Annotated in this window: 31 protein-coding genes and 1 pseudogene; 19 read left to right on the top strand and 13 right to left on the bottom strand. The window is 67.7% G+C overall.

What is annotated here, in order from left to right:
• Positions 1-108: 108 nt before the first annotated feature.
• Positions 109-816: a UMP kinase gene (gene pyrH / locus ACIBG5_RS06630; RefSeq protein WP_396390495.1), complete on the bottom strand. Its 708-nt coding sequence runs from the start codon at positions 814-816 to the stop codon at positions 109-111.
• An 84-nt stretch (positions 817-900) separates the two neighbouring features.
• Here pyrH and ACIBG5_RS06625 point away from each other — a divergent pair, with 84 nt between their 5' ends.
• The gene (locus ACIBG5_RS06625; RefSeq protein ID WP_396390494.1) at positions 901-1,671 is read left to right on the top strand and encodes a DinB family protein; all 771 of its coding nucleotides are present in this window, start codon (positions 901-903) and stop codon (positions 1,669-1,671) included.
• Positions 1,672-1,730: 59 nt separating this feature from the next.
• Entirely contained in the window at positions 1,731-2,414 is a 684-nt protein-coding gene (locus tag ACIBG5_RS06620; protein ID WP_396390493.1) for a VOC family protein, read from the top strand.
• 39 nt (positions 2,415-2,453) lie between these two features.
• Here ACIBG5_RS06620 and ACIBG5_RS06615 read toward each other — a convergent pair whose 3' ends face one another.
• Both ACIBG5_RS06615 and ACIBG5_RS06610 read right to left on the bottom strand, forming a co-directional pair.
• The gene (locus tag ACIBG5_RS06615) at positions 2,454-3,218 is read right to left on the bottom strand and encodes an SDR family NAD(P)-dependent oxidoreductase (protein WP_396390492.1); all 765 of its coding nucleotides are present in this window, start codon (positions 3,216-3,218) and stop codon (positions 2,454-2,456) included.
• A gap of 106 nt (positions 3,219-3,324) precedes the next feature.
• The gene (locus tag ACIBG5_RS06610) at positions 3,325-3,654 is read right to left on the bottom strand and encodes a nuclear transport factor 2 family protein (protein WP_396390491.1); all 330 of its coding nucleotides are present in this window, start codon (positions 3,652-3,654) and stop codon (positions 3,325-3,327) included.
• A gap of 79 nt (positions 3,655-3,733) precedes the next feature.
• Here ACIBG5_RS06610 and ACIBG5_RS06605 point away from each other — a divergent pair, with 79 nt between their 5' ends.
• Positions 3,734-4,537 carry a MerR family transcriptional regulator gene (locus tag ACIBG5_RS06605; RefSeq protein WP_396390490.1) on the top strand — a complete coding sequence of 268 codons (804 nt, stop codon included), beginning with the start codon at positions 3,734-3,736 and terminating at the stop codon, positions 4,535-4,537.
• Here the strand turns inward: ACIBG5_RS06605 and ACIBG5_RS06600 are convergent.
• The gene (locus ACIBG5_RS06600) at positions 4,534-5,472 is read right to left on the bottom strand and encodes a helix-turn-helix domain-containing protein (RefSeq protein WP_396390489.1); all 939 of its coding nucleotides are present in this window, start codon (positions 5,470-5,472) and stop codon (positions 4,534-4,536) included. The genes ACIBG5_RS06605 and ACIBG5_RS06600 overlap by 4 nt on opposite strands.
• Before the next feature lie 142 nt (positions 5,473-5,614).
• On the opposite strand from ACIBG5_RS06600, the gene ACIBG5_RS06595 reads away from it, so the two are divergent.
• Positions 5,615-6,403: an alpha/beta hydrolase gene (locus tag ACIBG5_RS06595; RefSeq protein WP_396390488.1), complete on the top strand. Its 789-nt coding sequence runs from the start codon at positions 5,615-5,617 to the stop codon at positions 6,401-6,403.
• 20 nt (positions 6,404-6,423) lie between these two features.
• On the opposite strand, the gene ACIBG5_RS06590 is transcribed toward ACIBG5_RS06595, so the two are convergent.
• Positions 6,424-6,858, bottom strand: coding sequence for a GNAT family N-acetyltransferase (locus ACIBG5_RS06590; RefSeq protein WP_396390487.1), 435 nt, complete (start codon positions 6,856-6,858; stop codon positions 6,424-6,426).
• An 85-nt stretch (positions 6,859-6,943) separates the two neighbouring features.
• On the opposite strand from ACIBG5_RS06590, the gene ACIBG5_RS06585 reads away from it, so the two are divergent.
• On the top strand, positions 6,944-7,252 hold the full coding sequence (locus tag ACIBG5_RS06585) for an NIPSNAP family protein (RefSeq protein WP_396390486.1): 309 nt from the start codon (positions 6,944-6,946) through the stop codon (positions 7,250-7,252).
• An 11-nt stretch (positions 7,253-7,263) separates the two neighbouring features.
• On the opposite strand, the gene ACIBG5_RS06580 is transcribed toward ACIBG5_RS06585, so the two are convergent.
• From ACIBG5_RS06580 to ACIBG5_RS06565, 4 genes are all read right to left on the bottom strand, one after another.
• The gene (locus ACIBG5_RS06580) at positions 7,264-7,731 is read right to left on the bottom strand and encodes an NUDIX hydrolase (RefSeq protein WP_396390485.1); all 468 of its coding nucleotides are present in this window, start codon (positions 7,729-7,731) and stop codon (positions 7,264-7,266) included.
• Between the two features lie 23 nt (positions 7,732-7,754).
• Complete coding sequence (locus ACIBG5_RS06575; RefSeq protein WP_396390484.1) at positions 7,755-8,549, bottom strand: alpha/beta fold hydrolase; 795 nt, start codon at positions 8,547-8,549, stop codon at positions 7,755-7,757.
• Entirely contained in the window at positions 8,546-8,965 is a 420-nt protein-coding gene (locus ACIBG5_RS06570) for a VOC family protein (RefSeq protein ID WP_396390483.1), read from the bottom strand. Before ACIBG5_RS06570 ends, ACIBG5_RS06575 begins: the two co-directional genes overlap by 4 nt.
• Before the next feature lie 78 nt (positions 8,966-9,043).
• On the bottom strand, positions 9,044-9,985 hold the full coding sequence (locus tag ACIBG5_RS06565) for a helix-turn-helix domain-containing protein (RefSeq protein WP_396390482.1): 942 nt from the start codon (positions 9,983-9,985) through the stop codon (positions 9,044-9,046).
• Positions 9,986-10,081: 96 nt separating this feature from the next.
• Here ACIBG5_RS06565 and ACIBG5_RS06560 point away from each other — a divergent pair, with 96 nt between their 5' ends.
• The 11 genes from ACIBG5_RS06560 to ACIBG5_RS06510 all read left to right on the top strand — a co-directional run bounded on the left by ACIBG5_RS06560 (position 10,082) and on the right by ACIBG5_RS06510 (position 20,959).
• Positions 10,082-11,092 carry a saccharopine dehydrogenase NADP-binding domain-containing protein gene (locus ACIBG5_RS06560; RefSeq protein ID WP_396390481.1) on the top strand — a complete coding sequence of 337 codons (1,011 nt, stop codon included), beginning with the start codon at positions 10,082-10,084 and terminating at the stop codon, positions 11,090-11,092.
• 70 nt (positions 11,093-11,162) lie between these two features.
• A complete protein-coding gene (locus ACIBG5_RS06555; protein WP_396390480.1) occupies positions 11,163-12,761 on the top strand; it encodes a hypothetical protein in 1,599 nt (532 codons plus the stop codon).
• Positions 12,762-12,776: 15 nt separating this feature from the next.
• Positions 12,777-13,736 carry a hypothetical protein gene (locus tag ACIBG5_RS06550; protein ID WP_396390479.1) on the top strand — a complete coding sequence of 320 codons (960 nt, stop codon included), beginning with the start codon at positions 12,777-12,779 and terminating at the stop codon, positions 13,734-13,736.
• A 244-nt stretch (positions 13,737-13,980) separates the two neighbouring features.
• Positions 13,981-14,430, top strand: coding sequence for a helix-turn-helix transcriptional regulator (locus ACIBG5_RS06545; RefSeq protein WP_396390478.1), 450 nt, complete (start codon positions 13,981-13,983; stop codon positions 14,428-14,430).
• Between the two features lie 5 nt (positions 14,431-14,435).
• Positions 14,436-14,846, top strand: coding sequence for a VOC family protein (locus ACIBG5_RS06540; protein WP_360448667.1), 411 nt, complete (start codon positions 14,436-14,438; stop codon positions 14,844-14,846).
• A 61-nt stretch (positions 14,847-14,907) separates the two neighbouring features.
• A complete protein-coding gene (locus ACIBG5_RS06535) occupies positions 14,908-17,283 on the top strand; it encodes an ATP-binding cassette domain-containing protein (RefSeq protein ID WP_396390477.1) in 2,376 nt (791 codons plus the stop codon).
• A gap of 84 nt (positions 17,284-17,367) precedes the next feature.
• Complete coding sequence (locus ACIBG5_RS06530; protein ID WP_396390476.1) at positions 17,368-18,441, top strand: HAD family hydrolase; 1,074 nt, start codon at positions 17,368-17,370, stop codon at positions 18,439-18,441.
• Between the two features lie 27 nt (positions 18,442-18,468).
• On the top strand, positions 18,469-18,864 hold the full coding sequence (locus tag ACIBG5_RS06525; protein ID WP_396390475.1) for a tautomerase family protein: 396 nt from the start codon (positions 18,469-18,471) through the stop codon (positions 18,862-18,864).
• Entirely contained in the window at positions 18,857-19,924 is a 1,068-nt protein-coding gene (locus ACIBG5_RS06520) for a serine hydrolase domain-containing protein (RefSeq protein ID WP_396390474.1), read from the top strand. The genes ACIBG5_RS06525 and ACIBG5_RS06520 overlap by 8 nt, the downstream gene beginning before the upstream one ends.
• On the top strand, positions 19,902-20,240 hold the full coding sequence (locus ACIBG5_RS06515) for a putative quinol monooxygenase (protein ID WP_360448680.1): 339 nt from the start codon (positions 19,902-19,904) through the stop codon (positions 20,238-20,240). The genes ACIBG5_RS06520 and ACIBG5_RS06515 overlap by 23 nt, the downstream gene beginning before the upstream one ends.
• On the top strand, positions 20,240-20,959 hold the full coding sequence (locus tag ACIBG5_RS06510; RefSeq protein WP_396390473.1) for a class I SAM-dependent methyltransferase: 720 nt from the start codon (positions 20,240-20,242) through the stop codon (positions 20,957-20,959). The genes ACIBG5_RS06515 and ACIBG5_RS06510 overlap by 1 nt, the downstream gene beginning before the upstream one ends.
• Positions 20,960-21,119: 160 nt before the next feature.
• On the opposite strand, the pseudogene ACIBG5_RS06505 reads toward ACIBG5_RS06510, so the two are convergent.
• Positions 21,120-21,251, bottom strand: a pseudogene (locus ACIBG5_RS06505) (DUF6596 domain-containing protein); the annotation flags it as partial.
• A 66-nt stretch (positions 21,252-21,317) separates the two neighbouring features.
• The gene (locus ACIBG5_RS06500; RefSeq protein WP_396390472.1) at positions 21,318-21,665 is read right to left on the bottom strand and encodes a YciI family protein; all 348 of its coding nucleotides are present in this window, start codon (positions 21,663-21,665) and stop codon (positions 21,318-21,320) included.
• Positions 21,666-21,792: 127 nt separating this feature from the next.
• Between ACIBG5_RS06500 and ACIBG5_RS06495 the strand changes: the two genes are divergently transcribed.
• Both ACIBG5_RS06495 and ACIBG5_RS06490 read left to right on the top strand, forming a co-directional pair.
• The gene (locus tag ACIBG5_RS06495) at positions 21,793-22,308 is read left to right on the top strand and encodes a putative immunity protein (protein WP_396390471.1); all 516 of its coding nucleotides are present in this window, start codon (positions 21,793-21,795) and stop codon (positions 22,306-22,308) included.
• Positions 22,309-22,356: 48 nt separating this feature from the next.
• Positions 22,357-23,022 (top strand): class I SAM-dependent DNA methyltransferase, encoded by a 666-nt coding sequence (locus ACIBG5_RS06490; protein WP_396390470.1) that lies wholly within the window; start codon positions 22,357-22,359, stop codon positions 23,020-23,022.
• A 30-nt stretch (positions 23,023-23,052) separates the two neighbouring features.
• On the opposite strand, the gene ACIBG5_RS06485 is transcribed toward ACIBG5_RS06490, so the two are convergent.
• Positions 23,053-23,829 carry a maleylpyruvate isomerase family mycothiol-dependent enzyme gene (locus ACIBG5_RS06485; protein ID WP_396390469.1) on the bottom strand — a complete coding sequence of 259 codons (777 nt, stop codon included), beginning with the start codon at positions 23,827-23,829 and terminating at the stop codon, positions 23,053-23,055.
• A 94-nt stretch (positions 23,830-23,923) separates the two neighbouring features.
• Positions 23,924-24,478 (bottom strand): dihydrofolate reductase family protein, encoded by a 555-nt coding sequence (locus ACIBG5_RS06480; protein WP_396390468.1) that lies wholly within the window; start codon positions 24,476-24,478, stop codon positions 23,924-23,926.
• A 266-nt stretch (positions 24,479-24,744) separates the two neighbouring features.
• Between ACIBG5_RS06480 and ACIBG5_RS06475 the strand changes: the two genes are divergently transcribed.
• On the top strand, positions 24,745-25,611 hold the full coding sequence (locus ACIBG5_RS06475) for a GNAT family N-acetyltransferase (RefSeq protein WP_396390467.1): 867 nt from the start codon (positions 24,745-24,747) through the stop codon (positions 25,609-25,611).
• Positions 25,612-25,677: the final 66 nt, after the last annotated feature.

Genomic DNA, 25,677 nt, shown 5'->3' with positions numbered 1-25,677 from the left:
AACGGTTTAGCCCTCCGCTACACCGTAGGCTGCTGCCATGCCCGTCCACTCCCGATGCGCGCGTGCCGGACCCCCTCGAAGCAGCCAGGGTCACGAAGGAACTACGAGCTAGTTGATCAGGGTGCCGACGGGGGTGCCTGTGCTGATGGAGGACGCGGCTCCGGCGCGGTCGATGTCGAAGACGTGCAGCGGGAGACGGTGGTCGCGAGCCAGGATGAAGGCGGACTGGTCCATCACGCCGAGGCCGCGGTCGATGACCTCCTGGTAGCTGAGGTGGTCGAATCGGCGGGCGTCCGGGAACTTGTTGGGGTCGGCGTCGTACACGCCGTCAGTGCCGTTCTTGGCGACCAGCAGGGCGTCGGCGCCGAGTTCGACGGCGCGCTGGACGGCGGGGTAGTCGGTGGTGGTGAACGGCTGCCCGTTGCCGGAGGCAAGCAGGACGATCGCGCCCTTCTCCAGGTGTCGCAGGGCGCGCAGCCGGATGTACGGCTCAGCCATGTTGTTGATCGGGATCGCGGTCATCAGGCGCGCGTCGCCGGCACCGAGCGCGGCCAGCCGGCCGCGCAGCAGGACGGCGTTGATGATGGTGCCGAGCATGCCGATGTTGTCGGCCTCGACCCGGTCGATGCCCCAGTCCTCGGCCCGGTTGCCACGGAAGACGTTGCCCCCGCCCACAACCACCGCGACCTGAACGCCGGTAGCGCGCAACGCGATCACCTCGTTGGCCAGGTGCGTGAGCCTCTCGCTGTCGAACCCGAACGCGTCACCCCCGGCAATCGCCTGGCCGGACAACTTCACGACAAGCCGTCGGTACATGCTGCTCCGTTCGGTCGGAAGGCGCTGCTGATCCCGGGCCATTCTGCCCTGGACGGCGCGGGGTGGGCGCGCGAAGCTGGGCCCGTGACCGAGTTCAAGCAGGACAATCTGGCCGGGGCGCGGTTCGAGGAGCTGTCGCTGCGGGACGCGGTGTTTCACGACGTCGACCTGGCCGGGGCGCGGTTCGACAATGTGAACCTCAGCGGCGCGACGATCCGCGGCGCGCGGCTGGTCGACGTGTCACTCGATGGTGACATCCGCGGCCTGCGGGTCTGGGGTGTCGACGTCGTACCGCTGATCGATGCCGAGCTCAACCGTCGTCAGCCTGGCCGGGAGAAGATGCGCCCGACCGATGCCGACGGGTATCGCGAGGCGTGGGAGCTGCTCGAGCGGCTCTGGGCCGAGACGATCGCCCGGGCCCGGGCGCTGCCACCGGAGCTGCTGCACGAGTCGGTGGACGGTGAATGGTCCTTCATCGAGACGCTGCGTCACCTCGTCTTCGCGACGGACGCGTGGGTACTGCGGACCGTCCTCGGCGAGCCGTCCCCGTGGGACCCGCTGGACCTGCCCCACGACGAGATGCACGACACCCCGCCCGTCCCGCGCGACCGGACCGTCCGGCCGGCGCTCGACGAAGTCCTCGCCCTGCGCGCCGACCGGATGGGCAGGGTACGCGCGATCATCGCCGAACTCACCGACGAGCGGCTGGCCGAGCGGACGACGCCGGTGCCTGAACCCGGCTACCCGGCGTCGGACAGCTATCTCGTCGACGGCTGCCTCGGCTGCATCCTCAGCGAGGAGTGGGAGCACCGCCAGTACGCCGAACGCGACCTCGCCGTACTGGAAAGGTCGTGATCAGAAACTGTCCGGGTGATGGCTTAGCGTTCGATGAACCGTGACCGAGGGGGTTGGCGATGGACATGTTGACGGTGCAGGCGATCCAGGATGCCGGGCTGGCGGATTGGCGGAAGCTGGCTCAACGGCTGCACGCACGGTTCCTGGTCGCGTCGTTCGCCGACGGGCTCAAGTTCCTGACCGCGATCGGCGAGACCTGCGCAGCAGCTGGGACCCAGCCCGACGTTCGGGTCGGTGCGACCTTCGTGGATGTGGCACTCGCGAGTCCCGATGCGGTGTACCGCGATCCGGACGGCGTCGAGTACGTGTTCCCGTCGGTGACTCAGCGAGATGTCGAGCTCGCGCGCCGGATCAGTGCGATTGCCGGGTCGCACGAGGTGCAGGCTGATCCTGCCGGAGTGGTGCAGCTGGAGATCGCGATCGACACCGCGGATCCCGAGAAGATCGGTCCGTTCTGGGCGGCGGTGCTCACCGGCAGCACGGACGCGATGCACGGTGTCGACGTCGGTGATCCGACCGACCGGGTCCCGAACCTGTGGTTCCAGCGCACCGATCCGCACGAGACTCCCCGCCAACGCTTCCACCTCGACCTGTGGCTACCGCCGGAGGTCGCTCACACCCGCATCGAGGCAGCGCTGGCTGCCGGCGGCACCATCACCAGCGACGCCGAGGCACCGGCGTTCACCGTCCTGGCCGACCCGGACGGCAACAAGGTCTGCATCTGTACGACGGAAAGCCGCTGAAGGTCAGCCTGCGCCGCCAGTCGGGGAGTGGCTGGACGGTCAGAGGTCGTAGCCGCCGGAGGCCTCGATGGTTTGGGCGGTGATCCAGGCGCTCTCGGGGGAGAGCAGGAACGCGATCACCTTGGCGAGATCGTCGGGCTCGCCGATGCGGCCGAGGGCGGTGCGGTCGGCGATCGGCGGGATCAGGTCGGGGAAGCGGGAGAACGCGTCGTCGCCGAGCCGGGTCCGGGTCACACCCGGAGCGACGGCGTTGACCCGGATGCGGCGTGCGCTGAGTTCCTTGGCGAGGTAGCGGGTGAGGACGACCTGCGCGCCCTTCATGCTCGCGTAGACCGAGTAGCCCGGCTCCGGCCGGGCGCTCGGCAGCGCAGAGGTGCTGGTCGTGTAGACGATCGACCCACCGTCTGCGATCAGCGGCAGCAGTGTCTGCGTGAGGAAGTACGGACCCTTGAGATGGACCTGGAGCATCTGGTCGAACAGTTCTGCGGTCGTCTCCTCGAACGGGACCGGCATCTGCCCGACGCCGGCGTTGTTGACGAGGTAGTCGAACGAGTTTCGGTCCCACCGCTCACGCAGCGCGTCCTCGACCGCGGTCCTGAAGCCGGCGAAGGCGTCACCGCTGCCGACATCGAGGGGCAGGGCGACCGCCGTACCGCCGTCCTTCTCGATCCGTTCGACCGTCTCCACGGCGCCGGACCGGTTGCCGCGGTAGGTCAGGATCACCCCGACCCCGCGCTGGGCGAGCTCGAAAGCCGCGCCCTGCCCGATGCCGGAACTCCCGCCAGTGATCACAGCGATTTGCATGATCGTGTCATTCTCCTAGAACGTCATGAACAGGTACCTCTCCAGTAGACGGTCCGGGATGGGCGGGTCGGTAGACGATTCCTCGCCGACGCTTGCACAATCCTGCTCATTCCGAAGCGATGACCAGTCGGGTGATCAAGTCTTCGTCGAGGCTGAAGGTGAAGTCGAGGTCGACGGTGCCGCCCGGGAAGTCCCCCTCGAGGTGATGGGTCGCGACGTACGTCGTGTCGTCCACCTGGCGAGCGGCGACAAGCTCGGCGGTGTAGGTGTACTCGCTCGCCGACCGGCCGAGCCAGGCGCGGATCTCGTCGCGCCCGCGGTACGTCGTGCCGTCGTCGGTGACCACCGCGTCCGCGGCGTACCACTGCGTCGCCGCATCGAGGTCGCGGGCAGTGTGAGCGGCCAGGTAGTTCGTGATCGTGGCTGGAAGGTTCATACCGTCGACTGTGGGTGCTCCCGGCGGGCGAGGGTCAAGGAATTGACTCTCTCGCCGGGGGAGGGTGCACAGTGGCGGCGTGCATCCGGGGCTGACGATCGGTGAGTTCGCGCAGGTGACGCACTTGAGTGTGCGCACGCTGCGGCGGTACCACGAGAGTGGTCTGCTCGAACCCGCGTCGATCGATGCCTCCAGCGGCTACCGCTACTACACGACCGAGCAGATCCCGTCGGCCCAGGTCATCCATCGGTTGCGGGAGCTCGACGTACCGCTGGCCGAGGTCGGCAAGATCCTGGCGACCGACGATCCACACGCTCGCGCCGAGTTGATCGCAGCGCATCTCGACCGTCTGCGGACTTCGCTCGACCGGACCCGAGCGGCGGTCACCTCGCTGCAGCGTCTGCTCCGGCCGGAGTCGGGCGATCTCGTCGTCGAACTTCGGACTCAGCCGGCGCGAATGGTTGCCGCGATCACCGATGTCGTCGACTTGGACGACGTACTGCCTTGGTACGACGGAGCGATGGCCGAGCTGACCGCCGCCGTCCACGGTCAGCTCGGACCCCCGGGTGGTCACTACGCCAACGAGCTGTTCTCGGCAGGCCGTGGCGCCGTACTCGTCTACCTTCCGGTCGCCGATCCGCCGTCGTACGGGCGAGTGCGTTCGGTCGAACTGCCCGCGGTGGAGCTCGCGGCCACCGTCCACCACGGCCCCCACGACGACATCGACGTCACCTACGGCCGCCTCGGGGCGTGGGTTGTCGACCACACCCTCGCGGTCGACGGACCGGTTCAGGAGACGTACGTCGTGGGTCCACGGGACGACCCGGATCCGGCGTCGTGGCGCACCGAGATCGCGTGGCCGGTGTTCCGCCTGACAGGCTAGTGCAGCCGCCGCCAGTCCTGCGGGGTCATGCCGTGGGCGGCGCGGAAGCGGCGGGTGAAGTGACCGGCGTCGACGAAACCCCACGCGGCCGCGATGCTCGCGATCGGGCGATGCCGGCTCGCGGGGTCGGTGAGTTGCCGCGTGGCGTGCGCGAGGCGCTCGGCGATCAGCCACTGCTCGAGGCTCAGCTGATGGTCGGCGAACAGCTTGTAGAGGTAGCGGACCGAGATGTTGTGCTCCGCCGCGATGCGGGCCGCGGTGAGCTCGGGGTCGGAGAGATGCCGTCGCACGTACCAGAGGATCCGGGTGAACAGTACGTCGGCCGGCGCGGGCGGATCGTGGTCGGCAACGGAGGTCAACAGCGCCCGGACGAGCTGGGTCGTCGCCGCACCAACCATCTCGGCCGACGTGGTTCCCTTGATCGACGCAAGGATCCCCGGCAGGACCGTGAGGTGATGGAGCACGAGCTCGTACAGCGGACTGGCGGGCAGCCGGTGCGCGGCCGCGCGGACTGCCTCGACGCTCAACCCGAGATCGCGGTAGTCGATCTGGAAGGCCTGAGACGCGCTGTGACCGCTCCATCCGAACTCGTACGGCGCGGTCAGATCAACCAGCATGAGTTCGCCGGTACGGACGCGCTGATCATGGCCGGCCTGGCTGAACATTCCCTCGCCGATCACCTGGACCGCGAGTGCGAGCCGTTCCGGACCGCCGATGCGGACGTGCTTCGGCGTCCGGACGAGCCGGATGCCGGAGCCCTCGTTGCGAAACAGATCCGGCGCACCGAGGAGCCAGAAGTCCATCCGTGCGTGGACGTTGCCGGCCGCGTCCTCGTGCTCGACGCGCGACGGCACGCTCGCCGACATCATCGCGGCGTAGAACGCCTCCGCCCGATCCTGTCTCGGGAGCGCAGCGGTATCCAGCAGCACGGCCATCGCCTTCCCCCTCCACCCCTGAACCTGGTGGGCGAAGCTGTGCACACACAGCCCAGATCCGTGCACGGTCATCCTACGGAGCCCGGCGTACCCGCAGCTAGGTTGCAGGCGGGCAGTCCCGACGACGGAGGGGTACGCGATCATGGCCGACACCATCGTTCTGGTCCACGGGTTCTGGGTCACACCGCGCAGCTGGGAACACTGGATCACGCACTACGAGGCTCGCGGGTTCCGGGTGCTGGCGCCCGGGTATCCGGGGTTCGAGGTCGAGGTCGAGGCGCTGAACGCCGACCCGACAACGATCCTGAAACTGACCGTGCCGGCCATCATCGACCACCTCGAGTCGGTGATCCGCGAGCTGGACACCCCGCCGATCATCATCGGCCACTCGGCCGGTGGCGCGTTCACGCAGGTCCTGCTCGACCACGGGTTCGGCGCCGCCGGCGTCGCGATGTGCTCCGCACCGACCGAGGGCGTGCGCGTCGTACCGCTCTCGCAGGTCAAGTCGACGTTCCCGGTGCTGAAGAGCCCGGCGAACCGGCACAAGTCCATCCCGATGAACTTCGAGCAGTGGAACTACGCCTTCACCAACACCTTCGCCGAGGACGAGGCGCGGCGGCTCTACGAGCGGTACGCGATCCCGGCCAACGGCGGGATCCTGTGGGGGAGCGTGCTGGCGAACTTCCAGCCCGGTCACCAGGACACCTGGGTCGACTACCACAACGACGCGCGGGCGCCGCTGCTGTTCGTCTCCGCGTCCGAGGACCACATCATGCCGCCCGAGGTGCAGCGCTCGAACGCCAAGCACTACAAGTCGAAGACGATCACCGAGGCCCGCGAGTACGACGGCTACGCGCACCTCCTGATGGCCCAGGACGGCTGGGAGAAGATCGCGGACGACGTACTGGACTGGGCCCTGAAACACGCCTGACAGGTCGCACTCGAGGAGCTTCAGCGGGTGGGGCGGGAGACGTAGGCCGTCTTCTCACCGGGGTCGAATCCGCACGCCTTGTAGAACTGGTGCGTCGCCGGGGTCCGCGAGCCGGTCATGAGCATGACCTTGTAACAACCCGCATCCCACGCCGCCTGCAATGTGCGCGCCATGATCTCTTTCCCGAGCCCGGTCCCGCGCCTTTCTGCGTCGACGACCACGTTCTCGATCACGGCGTACGGGGCCGCGCCGCGGGTCAGGTTCGGGATCAGATTGAAGTACGTCGTTGCCACGACGACCCCATCGACCTCCAGCACGAACAATCGCAGCCCCGGCGTGCGCAGGATCTCCGCGAAGACCTCAGCTTCCCGGCCGCCTGGCGAGTCCCGGGGATGTAGCTGCCGATACAGCTGCATCACGGCGTCGAAGTCCCCGGCGTCCGCCTCACGAAACATGGTGGGCAGCCTAGTCGAGGAGCTCCATGAGCGGGCGAGTGGTGAACTTGGTCCTGGCCAGGGCGGTCAAGCGGAGAGGCGCGGAATGATCACGTGTGTTGTCGACTACACCATCGATGCGGCGAAGGTGGCCGAGTTCGAGCGGTTCGCACAGCGATGGATCGAGTTGGTGAATGAGCACGGTGGGACTCATCACGGCTACTTCCTCCCGTCGGAAGGTGCGAGCGACAAAGCTCTGGCCCTGTTCAGCTTCCCGAGCCTGGCGGCGTACGAGCAGTACCGCCAACTGTTCGGCGTACATCCCGACTTCGTCGCGGCCGACAAGCTCCGCGACGACACCGGTTGCGTCATCCGCTACGAACGCACCTTCATGCGCCCGCTCCTCCCAGAGTGACCCGTCTGGAGTCATGAACAGATCCGTTGGCGCGTGATGGTCGGCTCCCACCCGGCGGAAGTCCGATGGTGCGTGGCTTCGAGGTGGAGTTGCCGGGGACCGTCGTACGCCAGGTGCTGGATGACGGGCCAGGCGAGCGCCGAGGTGTCGGCCGGATCCAGGAGGTCAGGGGCGAGCCACCGAACGGCGTGGATGTCCGGCTCGCTGGGATGCGGGTGAGGTGATCCGGCCGGGGTCGCGTGGAAATAGAGGATGTTCACGGTGCGGTCCCGCCAGCGGTGGTGGCAGTCCGCGACCAGTGGACCGACAGTGACGTGGACGCCGGTCTCCTCGTACGTTTCGCGGGCCGCGGCGCCGATTGCGGTTTCGCCGGGCTCGACGTGCCCGCCGGGGACTTCCCAGCGGACGACGCCGAGGCGTTCGTGGCGAACCAGCAGGATGCGGCCCGCGTCGTCGGTCGTGCAGGTGAAAGCCGTCAAGCGCTGCGGAAGGTGCAGCGGGATCATTCGGCGTCGAGGAACGTGGTGACGGTGTCTTGGACGAGGTTGGTTCGGGAGAGGCCGAAGAAGTGGGTGGTGCCGGGGAAAACAGCCAGTTGGCTGGTGGGGACGCCGGTCATGTCGCCGTTGACGTCGCCGCCGCGGAGTTGGAGGAAGCGGACCGCGTGCTCGAGTTTGACCGCGTCGCAGTCGCCGACGGTGAAGAGCGTCGGCGCGGCGATGCCGCGGATCTCGTCGTCGGACCAGCCGTCGACGCCCCGGTCGTAGCCGCCGAGCTTGGTCAGCAATGCCTGCAGGTGCTCGAGATCCGGGTGCGGCGACTTCGCCAGGTACTCCGCCTCCATCGGCGTACCGGCGATCATCTCGACCTTCATCTCGCTGATGGCTTCGTCGTTCGCACCACGTTCGCCGTCGCGGCTGAACGACACCGACGAGATCACGGCCTTCCGGACCAGCTCGGGGTGCTTGATTGTCAGGTACAGCGCCACCGCACCACCGACGCTGAACCCGAACAGATCCACCTTCGGTACGTCGAGATGCCGCAGCAGCCCGACCACGTCGGAGGCGAGGTCGATCGTGCCGAGCGGCCGGTCGATGTCGTTGGTGTACCCGTGCCCCTGGAAGTCGGTCGCGATGACCTGCCGGTTCTCAGCCAGCGCCGGCAGCAACGCGCCGAACTGCAGGTCGATGTTGAACAGGCCGCCGTGCAGCAACAGCAGTGGCGTCCCTCCGGAGCCGTGGATCTCGTAGTACATCTGCAGCCCGTTGACCGCGGCGTACCCAGTCTGCTTGCTCACAGCACCCCCACGAGGAGACAGAAAGGATGTCCGGCCGGATCGGCCAGAACATAGAGAGGCTCGGACCCAACCCCGGTCCGGTCGTACAGCAGCTCGGCTCCGAGCTCCTCGGCCCGGCGCCGGTGCCGATGGAGGTCGTCCACCGTCGGTACTGCGTAGTCGATGTGCGACTGCATCGGTACGTCGGCCGACGGCCAGGTCGACCGTGGCAACGCGTCGACCTTCTGGATCGCGAGCTGACGGTTGCCCTCGTCATCGACAAGCACGAGCCAGCTGTCGTCATCCGCCGTACCGTCAGCCGGCGGCTCGTCACCCGGCCGATAACGCAGACCCAGCAGCTCTCGGTAGAACTCAGCCAGCCCGCGACCATCCGTCGTGTCCAGGGCCGTATGCATTCGTCGCGGATACGTCGACATCCCACCACCCCGCTCCTCGGCGAGCCCCCATTCGACAACACCTCGATGACCGAGGCAACCCTTCCGTCCCCGGTCGGGTCAAGCTGAGATCGGGGTCCGGAAGGAGCGCCGGTAGGTGTCGGGTGGCACGCCTACGACGCGCTTGAACTGGCGGCGGAGGGTGGTGGCTGTGCCCATGCCGGTGGCGATGGCGACTGAGTGGACGCTCTGGTCGGTCGACTCGAGAAGCTCCTGGGCGCGGCGTACGCGCTGGGTCAGGAGCCACTGGAGCGGAGTCTGACCGGTGACCGATCGGAAGAGCCGGGTGAGATGGCGTGGGCTGGTGTTCGCGCGGCGGGCGAGGTCGGTGACGGTCAGCGGCTGATCGAGCCGCTCCTGCGCCCAACCCAGGAGCTGGGACAGCATGTGGTCACCCGACACAGGCACGGGCGTCGCGACGAACTGTGCTTGCCCACCGTCCCGATGCGGCGGTACGACGAGCCGCCGGGCGACGGCGTTCGCAACGGCCGCACCGTGGTCGAGGTGCACCAGATGCAGACAGAGATCCACCGCGGCGGCCTTGCCCGCGGCCGTCAGCACGCTGCCGTTGTCGGTGTAGAGGACATCCGGGTCAACATCCGCCAGCGGAAACCGCGCGCTCAGCTCCTTCGCATGCCCCCAGTGCGTCGTTGCCCGCCGACCATCCAGCAGCCCGGCCGCACCCAGCACGAACGCTCCCGTGCACAACGACGCAACCCGAGCACCCGCCTCGTACGCCGCCCGGACCGCATCCACCAGCTCCGTCGGCGGCGGTACGTCGACATCCGCGCACGCCGGCACGATCACGGTGTCCGCGTCGACCAGCCGGTCCAGCCCGTGGTCCGGTTTGACCGTGAACGGACCGACCTGGATCGACTCGGGTCCGCAGAGCAGGACGTCGTACCACGGCTCACCCGGTGGTGGGTTGCCGAAGATCTCGTACGCGACCCCGAACTCGAAGTGCAGCAGTTCCCCGGCGGTCGCGAGGGCGACAGTGTGCATGTCCGAAAGTGTACGCATGGTGTCGTTCCGGACTCTCACGGTTCCGCCTGCCGGACGGCGAGACTCGATGCCAGAGACAGTCTGATCGGAGGAACGATGGGTGTAGTCGTGGTCTACGGAGCGACCGGGCACACGGGTCGGTTCGTGGTCGAGGAACTGCTGCGCGGCGGAGTCACGACAGTCGCGTCCGGCCGTGACCGCAACGCGCTGGAGATGCTGGCCGCCAAGTGGGGAGACATCGAAGTACGCCCGGCCGCGGTCGACGACGCGCGTTCGTTGGACCGCGCGCTCGCCGGCGCGGACGTGGTCGTGAACTGCGCCGGCCCGTTCGCCGTCACGGGCGGTCCGCTGGTCGAGGCGGCGGTCCGGGCCGGGATTCCGTACGTCGATGTGGCCGCCGAGATCGAGGCCAACGTGGCGACGTTCGCCAACCACAGGGGAGCCCGGAGCCTGGTCGTGCCGGCGATGGCGTTCTACGGCGGCTTGGGTGATCTTCTGGTGACCGCGGCGCTGGGGGAGAGGACCGCCGCCGACGAGGTCCACGTCGCCTACGGCCTGAGCAGTTGGCATCCCACGCCAGGCACGCGCGCGGCCGGTCAGGTCTCCCATGATCGTCGTGGTGGCCGGCGGCTGCGGTTCACCAGAGGCGCGCTGCAGTATCACGACGACAAGCCTGTCGTGCAGGACTGGGTCTTCCCTGAGCCACTCGGCCGGCGCCGCGTGATCGCCGAGTTCACCATGACGGAGGTCGTGACGGTCCCGAGCCACCTGGACGTGCCCGAGGTTCGCACCTACATGACTGTCGAGGCAGCCCAGGACCTGCTGGGAGAGGACACGCCGCCGCCAACGCCGGTGGACGCGCTCGGACGATCCGATCAGACCTTCGTCGTCGACACCGTGATCCGGACCAGCAACGAGGAACTGCGAGCCACGGCGAGTGGGCAGGACATCTACGCGATCACGGCTCCGCTCGCGGTCGGCGCCGTACGGCGGATCCTGGCCGGGGAGACGCGGACATCGGGCTTGGCATCGGCCGGGGAGATGTTCGACGCCCGTGAGTTCCTCGACTCGTTGTCGCCGTACCTGAAGGTCGAGCTGCCGGACTAGTCCGGATGCGGGACAATTGGTGGATCCCCCTGCAGCACGTCACCGCCCATGACGCTGGAGGCCGCCCGCCATGCCCGACATCCGCCCGTCTCGTCGCGCCTTCCTCCGAGCCGGCGGCCTCGCCGCCGTCGGAGCGGTCGCGGGGAGCGCCCTCTCGTTCGCACCCGCATACGCTGCCCGAATCGACTACACCGCTCGAAAGACCTTCGACGACTGGGACCGCCTGTTCCAGCAGGGCGGACCTGGTCAGCCGGATCAGCCGAACGACAACACGAACGCGGACGGCCGGTCCGGGATGCTCGCCTGGAGCCAGTCGTACGTCCTGCTCGGGCTGGTCCGGATGTTCGAGACCTACCGGGACACGTACTACCTCGACCGTCTGGTCGACAACTTCGACCAGGTGCTCGCGGTCCGCGACAGCGAGCGTGGGGTCACCGACTACCGCGGGCTGTCGCTGCCGGCCTGGCGAGCGGATCACCCGTACACGACCGGCTTCACGACGCTTGCCGACAGCAACGGTCGTCCGCTGCTCGAGCTTCGGCAGGCGCTCTCGTACGCCGAGGACACCACGGTCACCGTGACCGCGGAGCCGGCGTCCTTCACGGTGTCGATGGTCAACCCGACCGTGGACCGTGAGGTCACGCTGACGGATCTCAGCATGGATCCTTCGAGTCCGGATTACGCAGTACGCCGGATCTACGCGGAGGCACCGGGACCGCTGCAGTTGACCGCTGTCGACGTACGTCCGAATCCCGCTGCCGGGGACACGCCGGCGAGCGGTGTCTTCGCGATGAAGACGAAGGCGGTGGTCTTCGCCGTTCACACCGGGATGATCACGTACCCGATCGCGAGCTTTGTTCGGATTGTCTACAACTCGACGATCCTACGAAGGCGGTACCGGACGAAGGCGGCGGCATACCTCCGGGCCTGCCGGGATGCGGTCGCCGTCCACGACTGGGAGTACCGCGACACCGCGTCGGACGGGGGATACCTGGTCTGGCCGAGATCCCAACCACTCCCGTACGACGGATGCGAGCAGCCGATCAACCAATCGCTCGGACTCGGGCAGACACTGATCGAACTCGCCCTCGTCACCGGTGACCGCGGCTATCGCCGGAAGGTCGCGGCGATGGCGAGGATGTTCGCCGGCCAGGTCGCGGTCGACGAGGGCGATGCCTATCGATGGCACTACTGGCCGACCGGTGGGCGGATCTACGACGGGTACACGAAGACGGGATCGCCGCAGAGCGACATCTCGGTGTTCACGCCGTCCGGTGGCCCGGCGCAGCAGTTCGAGGACATCAGCCACGGGGCGATCGACGTCGAGTTCGCTGTGCGGGCGTTCCGGGCGCGGCTCGGTTTCACCGGCCAGGACATGACGCGGATCGCCCGCACCTTCACCCAGAACGTGGCCACCACCGACGCCGACGGTCTGCCCGCCGTCAACACAACGGTTGCCGGCGGCACCATCGGCGCCGCCGCGGTCGCACACCAGGCGCCGCGCTGGATGCAGGCCACCGCTTGGGACCCGAAGATCCACGCCCACTGTCTAGCCCTCTACAACCGCTACCAGCCAACTCCCGAACATGACGGCCAACAGGCGATCGGCTTCGGCTGGCTCCTGGCCAACGTCGCCTACCTGAACTGGGCCTCGAAGCACCGCACCTGATGACATGATCGGCCGATGCGACCTGACCGCGAGGCCGAGTACGTCGAGCCCGCCGATCCGTTCTGCGGCCGCTGCACCGCGATGACAGAGTTCACCACCGCGCCGTCGACGTTCACTGTCTCGATGATCGGAACGTCTCTGCTCGGGTGGGGCAGCCGCTGCCGGGAGTGCGGGTCCGACGGTCGCGTGCTGTGGTTCGTTTTCGGGATCCCGTTGATCCCGCTCGGGCGGTACCGGGTGATCTCGTCGGGTGGCGGCGAGTACTACGGACGCAAGCGGCTCGCGGGCCGGCGGATCAGTGCCCTGACCGCTGCGCTGCAGGCCGTTCCCGACGTACCAGCGCAAGTGCTGGACGACGCGGCGTACCAGCAGGCCGATGAGCTGTGGTTGTCGGGCGAGCCTCGGGACGCCCTCCGACTCTTCGAGGAGGCGCGCGCATCGCACGAGGCGTCCTCGGCGGCTGACGATCCAGCGGTGATCCATCTGCGCCTGCGGGCCGCCCAGGCGCTGCTGGCCACTCACCATCGACATGCTGCGTTGGCTCTGTTCGAACACGTGGCAGCCGGCGCCGCGCTCCGCCTCGGGCCGGATCACCCAGTGAGCCGCTGGGCGGCTGCGGCTGCAGGCCGAGCGGCTGACTCTTGGACCAGTCCCAAGCGGCTCGCCGGCCTGCTGGCCGTCGCGGCGGATCCGACCGCGGAGATCCCGACCGATCAGGATGTCCGCGGGGCGACGCACCAGATCCGGCTGCACGCGTCGGCCGCCCGCGCCCACCTCCGCATCGGCAAGGTCGAACAAGCCCTGTGGTACGTCGACAACGCGCTAGGCGCCGGCTACGAGTTGCACGGCCCGGATCACCCTGACACGGCCGTCCTCCGCCATACCTTGCATACGGTCGCCGAAGCCGCCAACCCGCAAGACAAGAAGCTCCAGGACGAGATCCATGCCTGCCAACAGACCTGGCAACCCAAGTAGCCGATCAGATCCATCCCTCGAGAGCGGCCATGAACTCGGAGAAATGGCCGTACCAGATGGAGTGCCGGCCCAACCCGCCAGAACTGCTCCCCAGCCCCCAACATCCCGTGCAACAACACAGCAACCCGCCCGCCCTCACCCCACTCGACAGTCCTGAGCTGCATGGAGGCATGTCTATCCCACGGACGACGTCAAGTGGTTGGGGGTTAGGTAATCGTCGGTGGGGCGTGGCAGGATTTTTGGGGTGACGGGCAAGGCGGACGAGGCGCAGCGGCTGCAGGATCTGGCACGCCTGAGGCGGGTCAAGGACCGGATCGATCGGGAGTACGCGCAACCGCTGGACGTCGACGCACTCGCTCGAGGTGCGCACATGTCGTCCGGTCATCTGAGCCGCGAGTTCAAGCGTGCTTACGGAGAGTCGCCGTACGGGTACCTGATGACGCGGCGGATCGAGCGCGCGATGACGTTGCTGCGCCGCGGCGACATGAGCGTCACCGACGTGTGCTTCGAGGTCGGCTGCCAGTCGCTGGGCACGTTCAGCACCCGGTTCACCGAGCTGGTCGGGATGCCGCCGAGCATCTACAAGGAGCGCGCGGGGGACTCGACCCTGGGCATCCCGTCGTGCGTGGCCAAGCAGGTGACCAGACCGATCAGGAATCGAGAAGCACCGGCCGGCGATCAGCACGTAGCGTGACTCGCATGGACCTCAACATTCATGCGACGTTCCTTCCGCACAACGACCCGGACGCCTCCCTGGCCTTCTACCGCGACATCCTCGGCTTCGAGGTGCGCACCGACGTCGGGTACGGCGGCATGCGCTGGATCACCGTCGGACCTCCCGACCAGCCCGGTACGTCGATCGTCCTGTCCCCGCCGGCCGCCGACCCCGGGATCACCGAGGACGAGCGCCGTACGATCGCCGAGATGATGGCCAAGGGCACCTACGCCACCATTGTGCTGGCCACCAAGGACATCGACGGCCTGTTCGACCGGCTGCAGGCCACCGAGGCCGAGGTGATCCAGGAGCCGACCGACCAGCCGTACGGCATCCGCGACTGTGCGTTCCGCGACCCGGCCGGCAACCACATCCGGATCAACCAGGTTTCCTGACCCCGACGACCGTGCCAGACGGAAGCCGCCACCGCGGCTCCGCCCGACAGATGGAGACACCATGAGCAAGGCCACGCGGTCGCGCACCGAGAACGCTGCCGACAGCCACGACCTGATCCGCGTCACCGGCGCGCGAGTGAACAACCTGAAGGACATCAGCGTCGAGATCCCGAAGCGGCGGCTGACCGTGTTCACCGGCGTGTCCGGGTCCGGCAAGAGCTCGCTGGTGTTCGGCACCATCGCCGCGGAGTCGCAGCGGCTGATCAACGAGACGTACAGCGCGTTCGTCCAGGGCTTCATGCCGACGCTCGCGCGCCCGGACGTCGACGTACTGGACGGGCTGACGACGGCGATCATCGTCGACCAGGAGCGGATGGGGTCGAACCCGCGCTCCACGGTCGGTACGGCGACCGACGCGAACGCGATGCTGCGAATCCTGTACAGCCGGCTCGGGAAGCCACATGTCGGCGGCCCGCAGGCGTACTCCTTCAACGTCCCGAAGCGGATCGCGACCGGGGCCATGGTCGCCGAGAAGGGCGCGGGCGAGAAGACCGTCGTACGCAAGGCCGTGTACGCCGGCGGCATGTGCCCGCGTTGTGAGGGCATGGGCTCGGTCACCGACTTCGACTTGACCGCGCTGTACGACGACAGCAAGTCGCTGAACGAGGGTGCGCTGACGATCCCCGGATACAGCATGGAGGGCTGGTACGGCCGCATCTTCCGCGGCTCCGGCTACTTCAACCCGGACAAGCCGATCAAGAAGTACACCAAGAAGGAACTGCACGACCTGCTCTACCGGGAGCCGACCAAGATCAAGGTCGAGGGCATCAACCTCACCTACAGCGGGCTGATCCCTGCGATCCAGAGGTCGTTCCTGTCCAAGGACGTGGACGCGATGCAGCCACACGTCCGCGCCTTCGTGGAGCGGGCGGTCACGTTCACCACCTGCCCGGACTGTGACGGCACCCGGCTCAACCTGGAGGCGCGGGCATCCAAGGTCCACGGCAAGAACATCGCCGACCTGTGCTCGATGCAGATCAGCGATCTCGCCGCCTGGGTGCGTGAGCTCAAGGAGCCGTCCGTCGGTCCGCTGCTGGAGGCGCTGGGGGACACGCTCGACTCGTTCGTGGACATCGGGCTCGGCTACCTCTCGCTCGAGCGGCCGGCCGGGACGCTGTCGGGTGGCGAGGCGCAGCGCACCAAGATGATCCGTCACCTGGGCTCCTCGCTGACCGATGTCACCTACGTCTTCGACGAGCCGACCATCGGCCTGCACCCGCACGACATCCAGCGGATGAACGAGTTGCTCCTGCAACTGCGCGACAAGGGCAACACGGTCCTGGTCGTGGAGCACAAGCCTGAGACGATCGTGATCGGCGACCACGTCGTCGACCTCGGCCCGGGCGCCGGATCCGGCGGGGGCGAGGTGGTGTTCCAGGGATCCGTCGACAAACTGCGGACCAGCAAGACACTGACCGGGCGTCATTTCGACGACCGTGCTTCGGTGAAGGAGTCGGTGCGGGAGCCGTCGGGCGCGCTGGAGATCCGCGGTGCCGACCTTCACAATCTGCAGAACTTCGATGTGGACATCCCGCTCGGCGTTCTCACGGTTCTCACCGGTGTGGCCGGCTCGGGCAAGAGTTCGCTGATCAACGGGTCGGTGGCCGACCTGGATGGCGTCATCAGTGTCGACCAGGGCGCGATCCGCGGGTCCCGCCGGAGCAACCCAGCGACGTACACGGGTCTGCTCGACCCGATCCGGAAGGCGTTCGCGAAGGCCAACGCGGTGAAGCCGGCGCTCTTCAGTGCGAACTCCGAGGGTGCGTGCCCAGCCTGTAACGGGGCCGGCGTCATCTACACGGAACTCGGCGTGATGGCGACGGTCGAGTCACCCTGTGAGGAGTGCGAGGGCAAGCGGTTCCAAGCGTCCGTGCTCGAGTACAAGTTCGGCGGCAAGGACATCACCGAGGTGCTCGCGATGCCGGTGTCCGAAGCGGTCGAGTTCTTCGGCTCGGGACAGGCCAGTACGCCGGCCGCGCACAGGATCCTGGATCGGCTCGCGGACGTCGGACTCGGGTACCTGACCATCGGTCAGCCGTTGACGACGCTGTCCGGCGGTGAGCGGCAGCGGCTCAAGCTGGCGACGCACATGGGGGACAAGGGCGGCATCTACGTCCTCGACGAGCCGACCACCGGCCTCCACCTCGCCGACGTCGAGCAACTGCTCGGCCTGCTCGACCGCCTCGTCGACTCAGGCAAGTCGGTCATCGTGATCGAGCACCACCAGGCCGTGATGGCCCACGCCGACTGGATCATCGACCTCGGCCCCGGCGCCGGCCACGACGGCGGCCACATCGTCTTCGAAGGCACCCCATCCACCCTGATCGCCAACCCAACAACCCTCACCGGCAAACACCTGGCCGACTACGTAGCCTGAGCAGCGCCCCGGGCTCGGTGGCGCTGGGGCCCAGGGGCTGATATTTGGTCGTGGTTTGTGGGCTGGTTCGATGATGATGTGGCGATGACGGGAACGTATCTACGCGTGCAGGCTCGGTATCGGGGGCGGCTTGGCGTGGAGGTGGGTCTGTTCGTGGCGGTGGATCACCTGCGGCGGGCTGGGCGGTTGACGGATGAGCAGGTGGCGCTGTATCTCGACATCGACGACTGGTTTCTCGAGTACCTTCCCGAGCCCGGCTTCTACGCCGACGGGAATACCGCCGGCGCGGTCACGTGGTTCAAGACCCCGCTGCCCGCAGAGATGCAGACGCGAGTGGACCGGTTGTGCGCGGTCCTCGCCGCCCACGATGTGCCGTTCGATGTCGTGCACTCCGACCGCCCCGGCGAGGTGATCTACGAGGACGCGTACCAGATCGGCGTCATCCCGGCCGAGCGCGGTGAACCGACGCCGCTGCCGGAAGGCCTGGTCCTGGCGCCGACCAGCGCGGGATCCAAGCGTGGGGTCGCCGCATCGCCGATCCGGCATGTGCTGTTCGACGCGGACGGCGTACTGCAGGACCTCCCCGGCGGGTGGTACGCCGCGATGGAGCCGTATCTCGGAGAGCGGACGCGGGAGTTCCTGCATCGGACCTGGAAGGACGAGTTGCCGATGCTGGCGGGCCGGGGTGACTACATGCCGTTGCTGGCGGCAACACTCGCGGAGTACGGCGTCGAGACACGAGTCGACGTCGTCTACCAGGACGTGTGGCACCGCATCGACCGTATCGAAGAGTCCTTCGCGATCGTGGAGCAGCTCCGGCGCCACGGGTACGGCGTACACCTGGGCACGAATCAGGAGAGGTATCGCGGCGGACACATGCGTACGACGCTCGGGTACGACGACATCTTCGACGTCAGCTGCTACTCCTACGACCTCGGCGCCGCCAAGCCCGACCCCGCCTTCTTCACCGAGGCCGCGCACCGGATCGCATCCGACCCGTCCACCATCCTGTTCATCGACGACAACCCCGACAACGTGGCGTCTGCGCGATCCGTCGGCTTCCCTGCCGAGCTGTGGGACTTCACCCAGGGCCACACCACCCTCATCACCCTCCTCGCCAACCACGGCATCGAGGTCACCCCGGCGTACCAACGGTGACTCTTGCTGGATGAAAGGATTCGCGTCATGCCCACCGCGCTCGTCGAGGTTCGCCGCCGGTACTCCGAGGCCGAGGAGGTCGCCCTCATGGACGCGGTCCACGGCGCGCTGGTGGCCGCCTTCCGCATCCCACCGGAGGACAAGAACGTCCGTCTGATCGCGCACGAGCCGCACCGATTCGCCTGCTCACCGAACCGGGCCCAACCCGAATTCTTCACCCTGGTCACGATCGACTGCTTCGCAGGCCGCTCGGTCCAAGCCAAGCGCAACCTGTACGCCGAGATCGTCAACCGCCTCGCCCCATTCGGCATCCCCCAAGACCACGTCCTCATCACCCTCAGGGAAAGCGGGGCCGAGAACTGGGGCATCCGCGGCGGCCAAGCAGCCTCCGACGTCGACCTCGGCTTCGACGTGCATGTCTGACACCCCGGTGCGGACCCTCGCCCAGGTACAGCACGGCATAGATAGGGGCTGGCACACCGGAGCGCAGGTGTACGCCTCCGTGCACGGGCAGACGCGTGTCGACCTGGCCGTCGGCGAAGCGCGCCCCGGCGTACCGATGACGACCTCGACCATCGTCGAGTGGGCCTCCGCTACCAAACCAATCCCATCGGTTGCGATCGGACTCTTGTGGCAGCGGGGCTTGCTCGACCTGGATGATCCGGTCTGTCTCCACATCCCCGAGTTCGCCGCGGCCGGCAAGGAGACCGTCAGGATCCGGCACCTGCTGACCCACACGGGAGGTCTGACCAGCACCATCACCGGCATCGCCCCGCCGGAGGAAATGGTGGCCGACATCTGCGCGGCGCCGTTGGCGGACGGCTGGATCCCGGGCACGCGCAATGCCTACAACTCGGTCGCGCTGTGGATCGTCGCTGAGCTGGTGTCGAGAATCAGCGGCCGGTCGTTCTCGGAGTTCATCCGCAGCGAGATCTTTCAGCCGGCCGGCATGCACGACTGCTGGATCGGAATGTCAGCCGATGCGTACCAGGCTCACCGAGACCGGATTGCCGTCATCCCGGGTTTTGGTCCGTCCGGCACAGAAGCCTGGGTCACCTGGGGCCGCCCGACCGGCGGAGGACACGGCCCGATCGCCCAACTCGGCCACTTCTACGAGGCCCTTCTCAACGAGCGCCTACTGTCTGCGCGAACGCTCGAGGCGATGACGGCCCGCCAGGTGAGCGACGGGTGGGACGAGTACTTGCAGGAGACGGTTGACCGCGGACTGGGGTTCATGCTCGGTTCGTCCAACCCGGCCCACGGCTACGGGACTCGTGCGTCAGCTCGCACCTTCGGCCACGGCGGTCGAACCTGGAGTCTCGGCTTCGCGGACCCGTCCGAGCACGTGGTGGTTGCCGTCTACTGGAACGGGATGGCCGACGCGGACACTCAAGCTCGGCGCCTGCCGGATCTGCTCGATGCTTTGTACGACGACCTGGTTCTGACGGAAAGGATTGACAATGACGCTCACGTCGCGCGTTGAGTTCACTGCTCGTGAAGGGCGGCGGGACGAGTTCGTTCAGGCCGCCAAGGCGTTGGCTGCGGCGACTCGGGACGAGCCTGGGACGCTCAGGTACGACTGGTATCAGGACGCCGACCCGGACAGCTTCGTTGTGATCGAGGAGTACGTCGACAGCGCCGCAGCCTTCGCACACAACGAGCACTGCGACGACCTTCTGAAGCGGGCCTTCGAGCTCGGCGAGCTCACCGCGATGCAGTTGCACGGCGACATCTCACCGGAGCTTCAGGCGTTCGCCGACAACATGCCAGGCACCAAGACCTTTCCGCCGTTGGCCTGATGGCGACGGCCCGGTACGACGGTGTGGCCGACTGGTACGACGCGCAACTGGACACGGCTCCGCATCGGCACGACGTACTGCGAGCCAACCTGCCGACTGGTCAAGGTCCCTGCCTGGACATCGGCTCCGGGACAGGGCGGGATCTGGCCGTGATCGCGGAGTTCGGCTGGACGCCTGTCGGTGTCGAGCTCTCCACCGATCAGCTGCGACTGGCGCGCCCGCGGTCGAATCGCTTGGTCCAGGGCGATGTCGAACGGCTTCCGATCAAGTCGTCCGTCGTACCGATGGCTGTCAGTTCCTGGACCTCGACCGATGTCGAACACTTCGACAGGATGCTGTCCGAGGTCGCGCGCGTCCTGGTGCCCGGAGGCCGATTCCTCTTCTACGGCGTGCATCCATGCTTCAACGGCCCGCATGTAGAGGCATGCCCGGACGGCAGCCGGCTCGTGCACACCATCTACCGCGAGGCTCGACGGCATCTGTCGGCTCCATGGTGGGGGACCGACGGCATCAGGACCAAGGTGGGTGGCATGCGACACCTGTCACTAGCCGACTTCCTCAACGCCTTCATCGCTGCCGGACTGCGGATCGATCACGTGTCCGAGCCCGACGAGGAGCCCGTCCCGTGGGGCATCGTGGTGGCTGCCAGTTCGGTGAGACGTCGTTCCAGGAAGCGGCGTTCGGGGCCGTCTTCGGTGAGTTCTCTGGCCCGTCGGTAGGTGTCGCGCGCCTCGTCGATCCGGCCGAGGCGGCGCAGCAGTTCGGCCCTGGTCGAGTGCAGGCCTGGAGTACGTAGGACCCGTGGCCGCCCAGAGCGATCGCAGTGTCGAGCTCGGCGCGTCCGGCCGCGATCTGCGCGGTGTTCCAGCGGGATCGGTCCTGATCGACGAGCAGCACTAGTTCGCCGCCGCTGAATCGCGCCTCCCGGCGGGAGTCGTTGAGGAGCATCATCGCCAGCAATCCGTGGACTTCGGGCTCGTCCGGAAGTACTTCGGTGAGCGCCCGGCCCAGCCAGATCGCCTCGGACGCGAGGTCGTCGCGGCCGCGGCGGATGCGATCGGTGGCTCGGTTGCGAGGCTACCAATACACCTCCGAAGGGCGGATCTCGACCGCGCCACCGTAGCGTGCCGCCGGGACGCGGGCGGCCACCTCGATCGCCGCGTCCAGGTTGTCGGCCTCCAGGATGAACCAGCTTCCGACCGACTCCTTCATCCCGGCGAACGGCCCGTCGGTGGTCAGGGTCTTGCCGGCCTCGACCCGCACTGTCGTCGCGTTCTCGGGTCGACCCATCGGCAGTCCGGGCGTGACGCCCGGCGTCTCGTTGATCCCTTGGTAGTCGGCGTAGACCTGCTTCTGCTCGTCTTCGGACAGTGCGGCCTGCTGCTCGAGCGCGCCGCCTTGGTAGATCAACATGATGTACTTCATGGCTTGGCTCCTCCGATGACCGGACTCGTCATACCGAATCGTCGCAGTAAGACGAACAGCGATCCCGGAAATCGACACCCCAACACAAGAATCGTGCCTGGCCACCGTACGGAGGTGCGTGCCGACCATGATCCTTCCGAAGGTCCGAGACCCGCGCCTCGTGACGATCCGCCGAGGTGGAACCCTCACCGATTCGGATCACCACCTCCTGGCTCTCTGGGCGGCCACGTGCGCGGAACATGTCCTGCCCCTGTTCGAGTCGGTTCGGCCGGATGATCCCCGGCCGCGTCAGGCGATCGAGCACGCCCGCGCCTGGGTGCGTGGCGAGGTCAAGATGATGGAGGCTCGCGCAGCGGGCGGCCACGCGATGGGCGCGGCCAGAGACCTGAGTGGAGCAGCACGGCATGCCGCATACGCAGCCGGCCAAGCTGGAGCGGTCGCTCACGTCGCCGAGCACGACCTGGGCGCGGCCGCCTACGCCATCAAGGCCGCAGTTGCTGCCTCGCCAAAGGAAGAGGCCGAGATGGTACGCCGAGCCGAGTGCAAGTGGCAGCGCGCCCAACTCCCGAAGGCGATCCGCGCGCTCGTCCTCGACGACCAGCACCAACGAAACACCATCTGCTGGTCGGTCTTCGACTGCTGAGCGCGGCGGTTCCGGAGCGGGGGAGAGGTGGTCGATAGGGTCGGGCTGGTGACCCTTTCATCGAGTGTTCAGCCATCGGATCTCGAGGTCGTGCGCGCGTCGTACGACCGAGTGGCCGACAACTATGTCGACCTGCTCGAAACCACGGGGATGGGGGACATTCGTACCCAGCCGTGGCTGCAGGCAGCTGTCGACGCGTTCGCCGGCTCGGTCCGCGGTCTTGGCCCTGTGCTCGATGTCGGCTGCGGTCCGGGGACTGTCACGGCGTACCTGCAGGAGCGGGGGATCGAGGTGTCGGGTGTCGACCTGTCGCCTCGGATGATCGAGCACGCCAGGCGCCTTCACCCCGAGTGCAGCTTCGCCGTTGCCTCGTCCACCGAACTCGACCTCGAGCCGAGCTCGTTCGGCGGCATTCTCGGCTGGTGGTCGCTGTTCAACCTGCCACGCGAGATCCTGCCGAACGTCCTCGCCGCCTTCCATGACGCACTCGTTCCCGGCGGGCACTTCATGATCGCGACGCACGGGGGCGGTGACGATGTCGCTCGGACCGAGGCGTACGGCGGTGTCGCGGTGACCTGGACGACGTACCAATGGCGACCCGAGCAGCTGGCCGTCCTTCTGGAGGACGCCGCGCGACGCGTTGTGGCGGATCTGCGGATCCCGGCCGACGGCCAGTACGGTCCCCTCGTCATGCTCCAAGCCCGACGCACCTGACCTGACCGGCTTCGATGCCAGCGCTGTCGGTCAGTCGCTGACCCAGTCCATGTGGTCGATCCAGCGGTCAAGCAGTGCCCGGTCGCCGTCCAGTTCCAGGCTGGGTGCCGCGTCCAGCCGGCGGCGCCTGCTGAGCACGAGCAGGAGGTCCGCGGCCGGGCCACGCAGCGTGACGTCGGCCTCGGTGTGGGTGTGTTCCAGCACGACCCGGTCCGGATCCCGGCGGGCCAGCCACTCCCCGGGCGCGTCGGTGGCATGGAAGTGCAGGGTCTGGCCGTCGCCGCGCATCGCAGCGGCGAAGTCCGCCCTGTTCTCCCAATAGCCGCGCGACGTCATCGTGTCCAGCCAATCCTCCAGCGCCGCCACCGCAGGCTCCGGCGCCAGCTCATACCGCCGGTCGAGCGCCGCCGCCGCGTCCGCACGATGCACACACGCCTCACCGAACAACCGCCGCGACCAAAACGGCACCCCCGCCGCGGCACCGGACGGATCCCACACCGGCGCGTCATCGCCCACCGACGCGACCGCCCGCTGCGCCGCGGCCGCACCCTCGACCATCCAGGCGGCCCACTGCGCCGAATCGGCCGGCGCCGGAACATAGGCCGCGAACGCCCTACTCGGCTCGGCCAACTGCTCACCCACCAGCATCGCCACCATCCGATGCGTCGCACCGACATGATCGACCAGATCGGCCAGCGTCCACTTCGGACACGTCGGCACCGGCGTCGCCGCATCCCAGCCGTCCACCCACTCGGCGAACGTAGCCGTCTGCTCGACAACGGAGTTCAAATACGCGGACGTGTCCATCGCTGCCCCTCCAAGCGCTCCGTGGATAACTGTCTGATGCAGCCCGGCCCTGGGTCGTCGGCCGATACGAGAGCGTACGTGATCATCGTTCCCCTCAGACCCCAGCAGGCCGGTAGCGCAGCCAGACAACTCCGGAGCGGTAGGTCGTGGCCGTGACCAACTGCAGGCGGATCGGGCCGACTCCGTCGAGGATCCGCGGCCCGGCCGGCCAGAGGTGCGGATTCACCCAGAACCAGAACTCGTCGACCAGACCCTGCTGAGCGAGGGTGTCCGCCAGCTCCCCGCAGCCGGAGACGATCAGGTTGCCTGTGTGCTTCTTCTTGAGTGCGGGGACGGCCTGGGCGACGTCGCCGTCGATGAGGGTGGCGTTCCACTCCAGCGGTCCGGTGAGGGTTCGCGAGGCGACGTACTTCGGCATGCCGTTGACCCGCTCCGCGTAGTGGCCCATCGCCGGATCCTCGCCGAGGTGTGGCCAGACGGCGGCCAGTCCCTCGTAGGTCTTGCGGCCGAGAAGTAGCGCGTCGGCCAGGATCAGCTGCTCGAGGCCGGCGTCGCCGCTGTCGGCGTCGAGCTCCAGCCATTCATCGGGCGTGGGCGCCTCGAAGGCGCCGTTGACGGTGACTTGGTTGTGGATAATGACCTTTCCCATGCCAGCGAGGCTAGGAGCCGGCCCACCCGGTCCGCATCGGTCGAACGACTGGCGCTGAGCAGTACCGTCCCTATCTCATCTACGTCCCGTAGCCGAAAGCTCGAGCGGAGGCTGGAACTTGGTCGTATCTCCGGCGGCAACCCGGATAGCCTCCGTCGGCCGGCAGGGGAGTAGATGAGTCGGGAGTGACTCGGAGCTAAATCGGTTGAGGGAGTGGCGACGCTCAGATGATGCTGGACGGTCTGATCCAGCCATCGGAGGGTGCAGTGCGGCGACGAGATTTCGACGGCCCCGACGACCTCCGGTTGATGCAGGACCTGGTCCAGCGGACGTGGAGTCCGCGGTCGCGGCTCCACATCGGCGACGTCGCCTGGGAGCGCAGCGTGAACTTCCACCGGCACCGGGACACGTGGCGTACTGCGCTCTGGGAGGACAACGGCCAAGTGGTCGCGTGGGGATGGGCGGAGCTCCCCGATCACCTCTCGCTGGTGGTCGATCCGGTCCGGCCGGAGGTCGCTGCCGAGGTCATCGCGTGGTTCCGGTCGCTCGCCCCCTCAGGAGCCTGCAGCATCCTCGAGAGTGAGACGCACCTCGTCGCCGCGTTGGAGGCTGCCGGCTTCCACCCGGACGAAGAAGCCCCGTTCTTCACTCATCACCGCATCTCGCTGAGCGACCTCCGTAGTCCGGTCGTGCCGGACGGATTGACGCTCCGGCACGCGCGACCCGACGAGGTGGAGAAGCGGGGCGCGGGGCACCGCGCCGCCTGGTCCGACTGGGGTCCGTCGAAGGTGACCGACGAGGATTTCGCCGCGGTGATGACCACTTGGCCCTACCGGCCCGAGCTCGACTGGGTCGTCGAAGCCCCGAACGGCGACTTCGTGGCCACTGCGCTGATCTGGTACGACGAGGTGCACGGCATCGGTCTCGTGGAGCCGGTCGGCTGCGCCCCGGAGTACAGGCGTCGAGGGTTGGGGCAGGCGGTCAACCTTGCCGCGCTCCACGCCTTGCGCGAGGCAGGTGCCGCCGACGCGATGGTCTGTCCGCGCGGTGACGACGGATACCCGCAGGCACGGGCGCTCTACCAGTCCATCGGCTTCGAACCAGGCGCGAGAACCCAGCTCTACGTTGCCTGAGGCAAGAACTTCGTCGACCGGGCGGGGGAGCAGGATCAGCAAGCACGATGATCTGCGGGGGAGGAT

The organism is Kribbella sp. NPDC050241, from assembly GCF_044459685.1.
Lineage (GTDB): Bacteria > Actinomycetota > Actinomycetes > Propionibacteriales > Kribbellaceae > Kribbella.
The sequence above is the reverse complement of the archived record's forward strand: the minus strand, read 5'-3'. Positions and strand labels throughout refer to the sequence as shown.

What these genes read in the sequence shown, in the direction of transcription:
- ACIBG5_RS06600 (WP_396390489.1), bottom strand. Translation starts at nt 5,472, where the DNA reads ATGGCCGTGCTGCTGGATACCGCTGCGCTCCCGAGACAGGATCGGGCG.
- ACIBG5_RS06590 (WP_396390487.1), bottom strand. Translation starts at nt 6,858, where the DNA reads ATGTTTCGTGAGGCGGACGCCGGGGACTTCGACGCCGTGATGCAGCTG.
- ACIBG5_RS06495 (WP_396390471.1), top strand. Translation starts at nt 21,793, where the DNA reads ATGATCCTTCCGAAGGTCCGAGACCCGCGCCTCGTGACGATCCGCCGA.
- ACIBG5_RS06535 (WP_396390477.1), top strand. Translation starts at nt 14,908, where the DNA reads ATGAGCAAGGCCACGCGGTCGCGCACCGAGAACGCTGCCGACAGCCAC.
- ACIBG5_RS06595 (WP_396390488.1), top strand. Translation starts at nt 5,615, where the DNA reads ATGGCCGACACCATCGTTCTGGTCCACGGGTTCTGGGTCACACCGCGC.
- ACIBG5_RS06610 (WP_396390491.1), bottom strand. Translation starts at nt 3,654, where the DNA reads ATGAACCTTCCAGCCACGATCACGAACTACCTGGCCGCTCACACTGCC.
- ACIBG5_RS06560 (WP_396390481.1), top strand. Translation starts at nt 10,082, where the DNA reads ATGGGTGTAGTCGTGGTCTACGGAGCGACCGGGCACACGGGTCGGTTC.
- ACIBG5_RS06565 (WP_396390482.1), bottom strand. Translation starts at nt 9,985, where the DNA reads ATGCACACTGTCGCCCTCGCGACCGCCGGGGAACTGCTGCACTTCGAG.
- ACIBG5_RS06570 (WP_396390483.1), bottom strand. Translation starts at nt 8,965, where the DNA reads ATGTCGACGTATCCGCGACGAATGCATACGGCCCTGGACACGACGGAT.
- ACIBG5_RS06550 (WP_396390479.1), top strand. Translation starts at nt 12,777, where the DNA reads ATGCGACCTGACCGCGAGGCCGAGTACGTCGAGCCCGCCGATCCGTTC.
- ACIBG5_RS06480 (WP_396390468.1), bottom strand. Translation starts at nt 24,478, where the DNA reads ATGGGAAAGGTCATTATCCACAACCAAGTCACCGTCAACGGCGCCTTC.
- ACIBG5_RS06485 (WP_396390469.1), bottom strand. Translation starts at nt 23,829, where the DNA reads ATGGACACGTCCGCGTATTTGAACTCCGTTGTCGAGCAGACGGCTACG.
- ACIBG5_RS06510 (WP_396390473.1), top strand. Translation starts at nt 20,240, where the DNA reads ATGGCGACGGCCCGGTACGACGGTGTGGCCGACTGGTACGACGCGCAA.
- ACIBG5_RS06540 (WP_360448667.1), top strand. Translation starts at nt 14,436, where the DNA reads ATGGACCTCAACATTCATGCGACGTTCCTTCCGCACAACGACCCGGAC.
- ACIBG5_RS06555 (WP_396390480.1), top strand. Translation starts at nt 11,163, where the DNA reads ATGCCCGACATCCGCCCGTCTCGTCGCGCCTTCCTCCGAGCCGGCGGC.
- ACIBG5_RS06520 (WP_396390474.1), top strand. Translation starts at nt 18,857, where the DNA reads ATGTCTGACACCCCGGTGCGGACCCTCGCCCAGGTACAGCACGGCATA.
- ACIBG5_RS06530 (WP_396390476.1), top strand. Translation starts at nt 17,368, where the DNA reads ATGACGGGAACGTATCTACGCGTGCAGGCTCGGTATCGGGGGCGGCTT.
- ACIBG5_RS06525 (WP_396390475.1), top strand. Translation starts at nt 18,469, where the DNA reads ATGCCCACCGCGCTCGTCGAGGTTCGCCGCCGGTACTCCGAGGCCGAG.
- ACIBG5_RS06615 (WP_396390492.1), bottom strand. Translation starts at nt 3,218, where the DNA reads ATGCAAATCGCTGTGATCACTGGCGGGAGTTCCGGCATCGGGCAGGGC.
- ACIBG5_RS06620 (WP_396390493.1), top strand. Translation starts at nt 1,731, where the DNA reads ATGGACATGTTGACGGTGCAGGCGATCCAGGATGCCGGGCTGGCGGAT.
- pyrH (WP_396390495.1), bottom strand. Translation starts at nt 816, where the DNA reads ATGTACCGACGGCTTGTCGTGAAGTTGTCCGGCCAGGCGATTGCCGGG.
- ACIBG5_RS06585 (WP_396390486.1), top strand. Translation starts at nt 6,944, where the DNA reads ATGATCACGTGTGTTGTCGACTACACCATCGATGCGGCGAAGGTGGCC.
- ACIBG5_RS06515 (WP_360448680.1), top strand. Translation starts at nt 19,902, where the DNA reads ATGACGCTCACGTCGCGCGTTGAGTTCACTGCTCGTGAAGGGCGGCGG.
- ACIBG5_RS06500 (WP_396390472.1), bottom strand. Translation starts at nt 21,665, where the DNA reads ATGAAGTACATCATGTTGATCTACCAAGGCGGCGCGCTCGAGCAGCAG.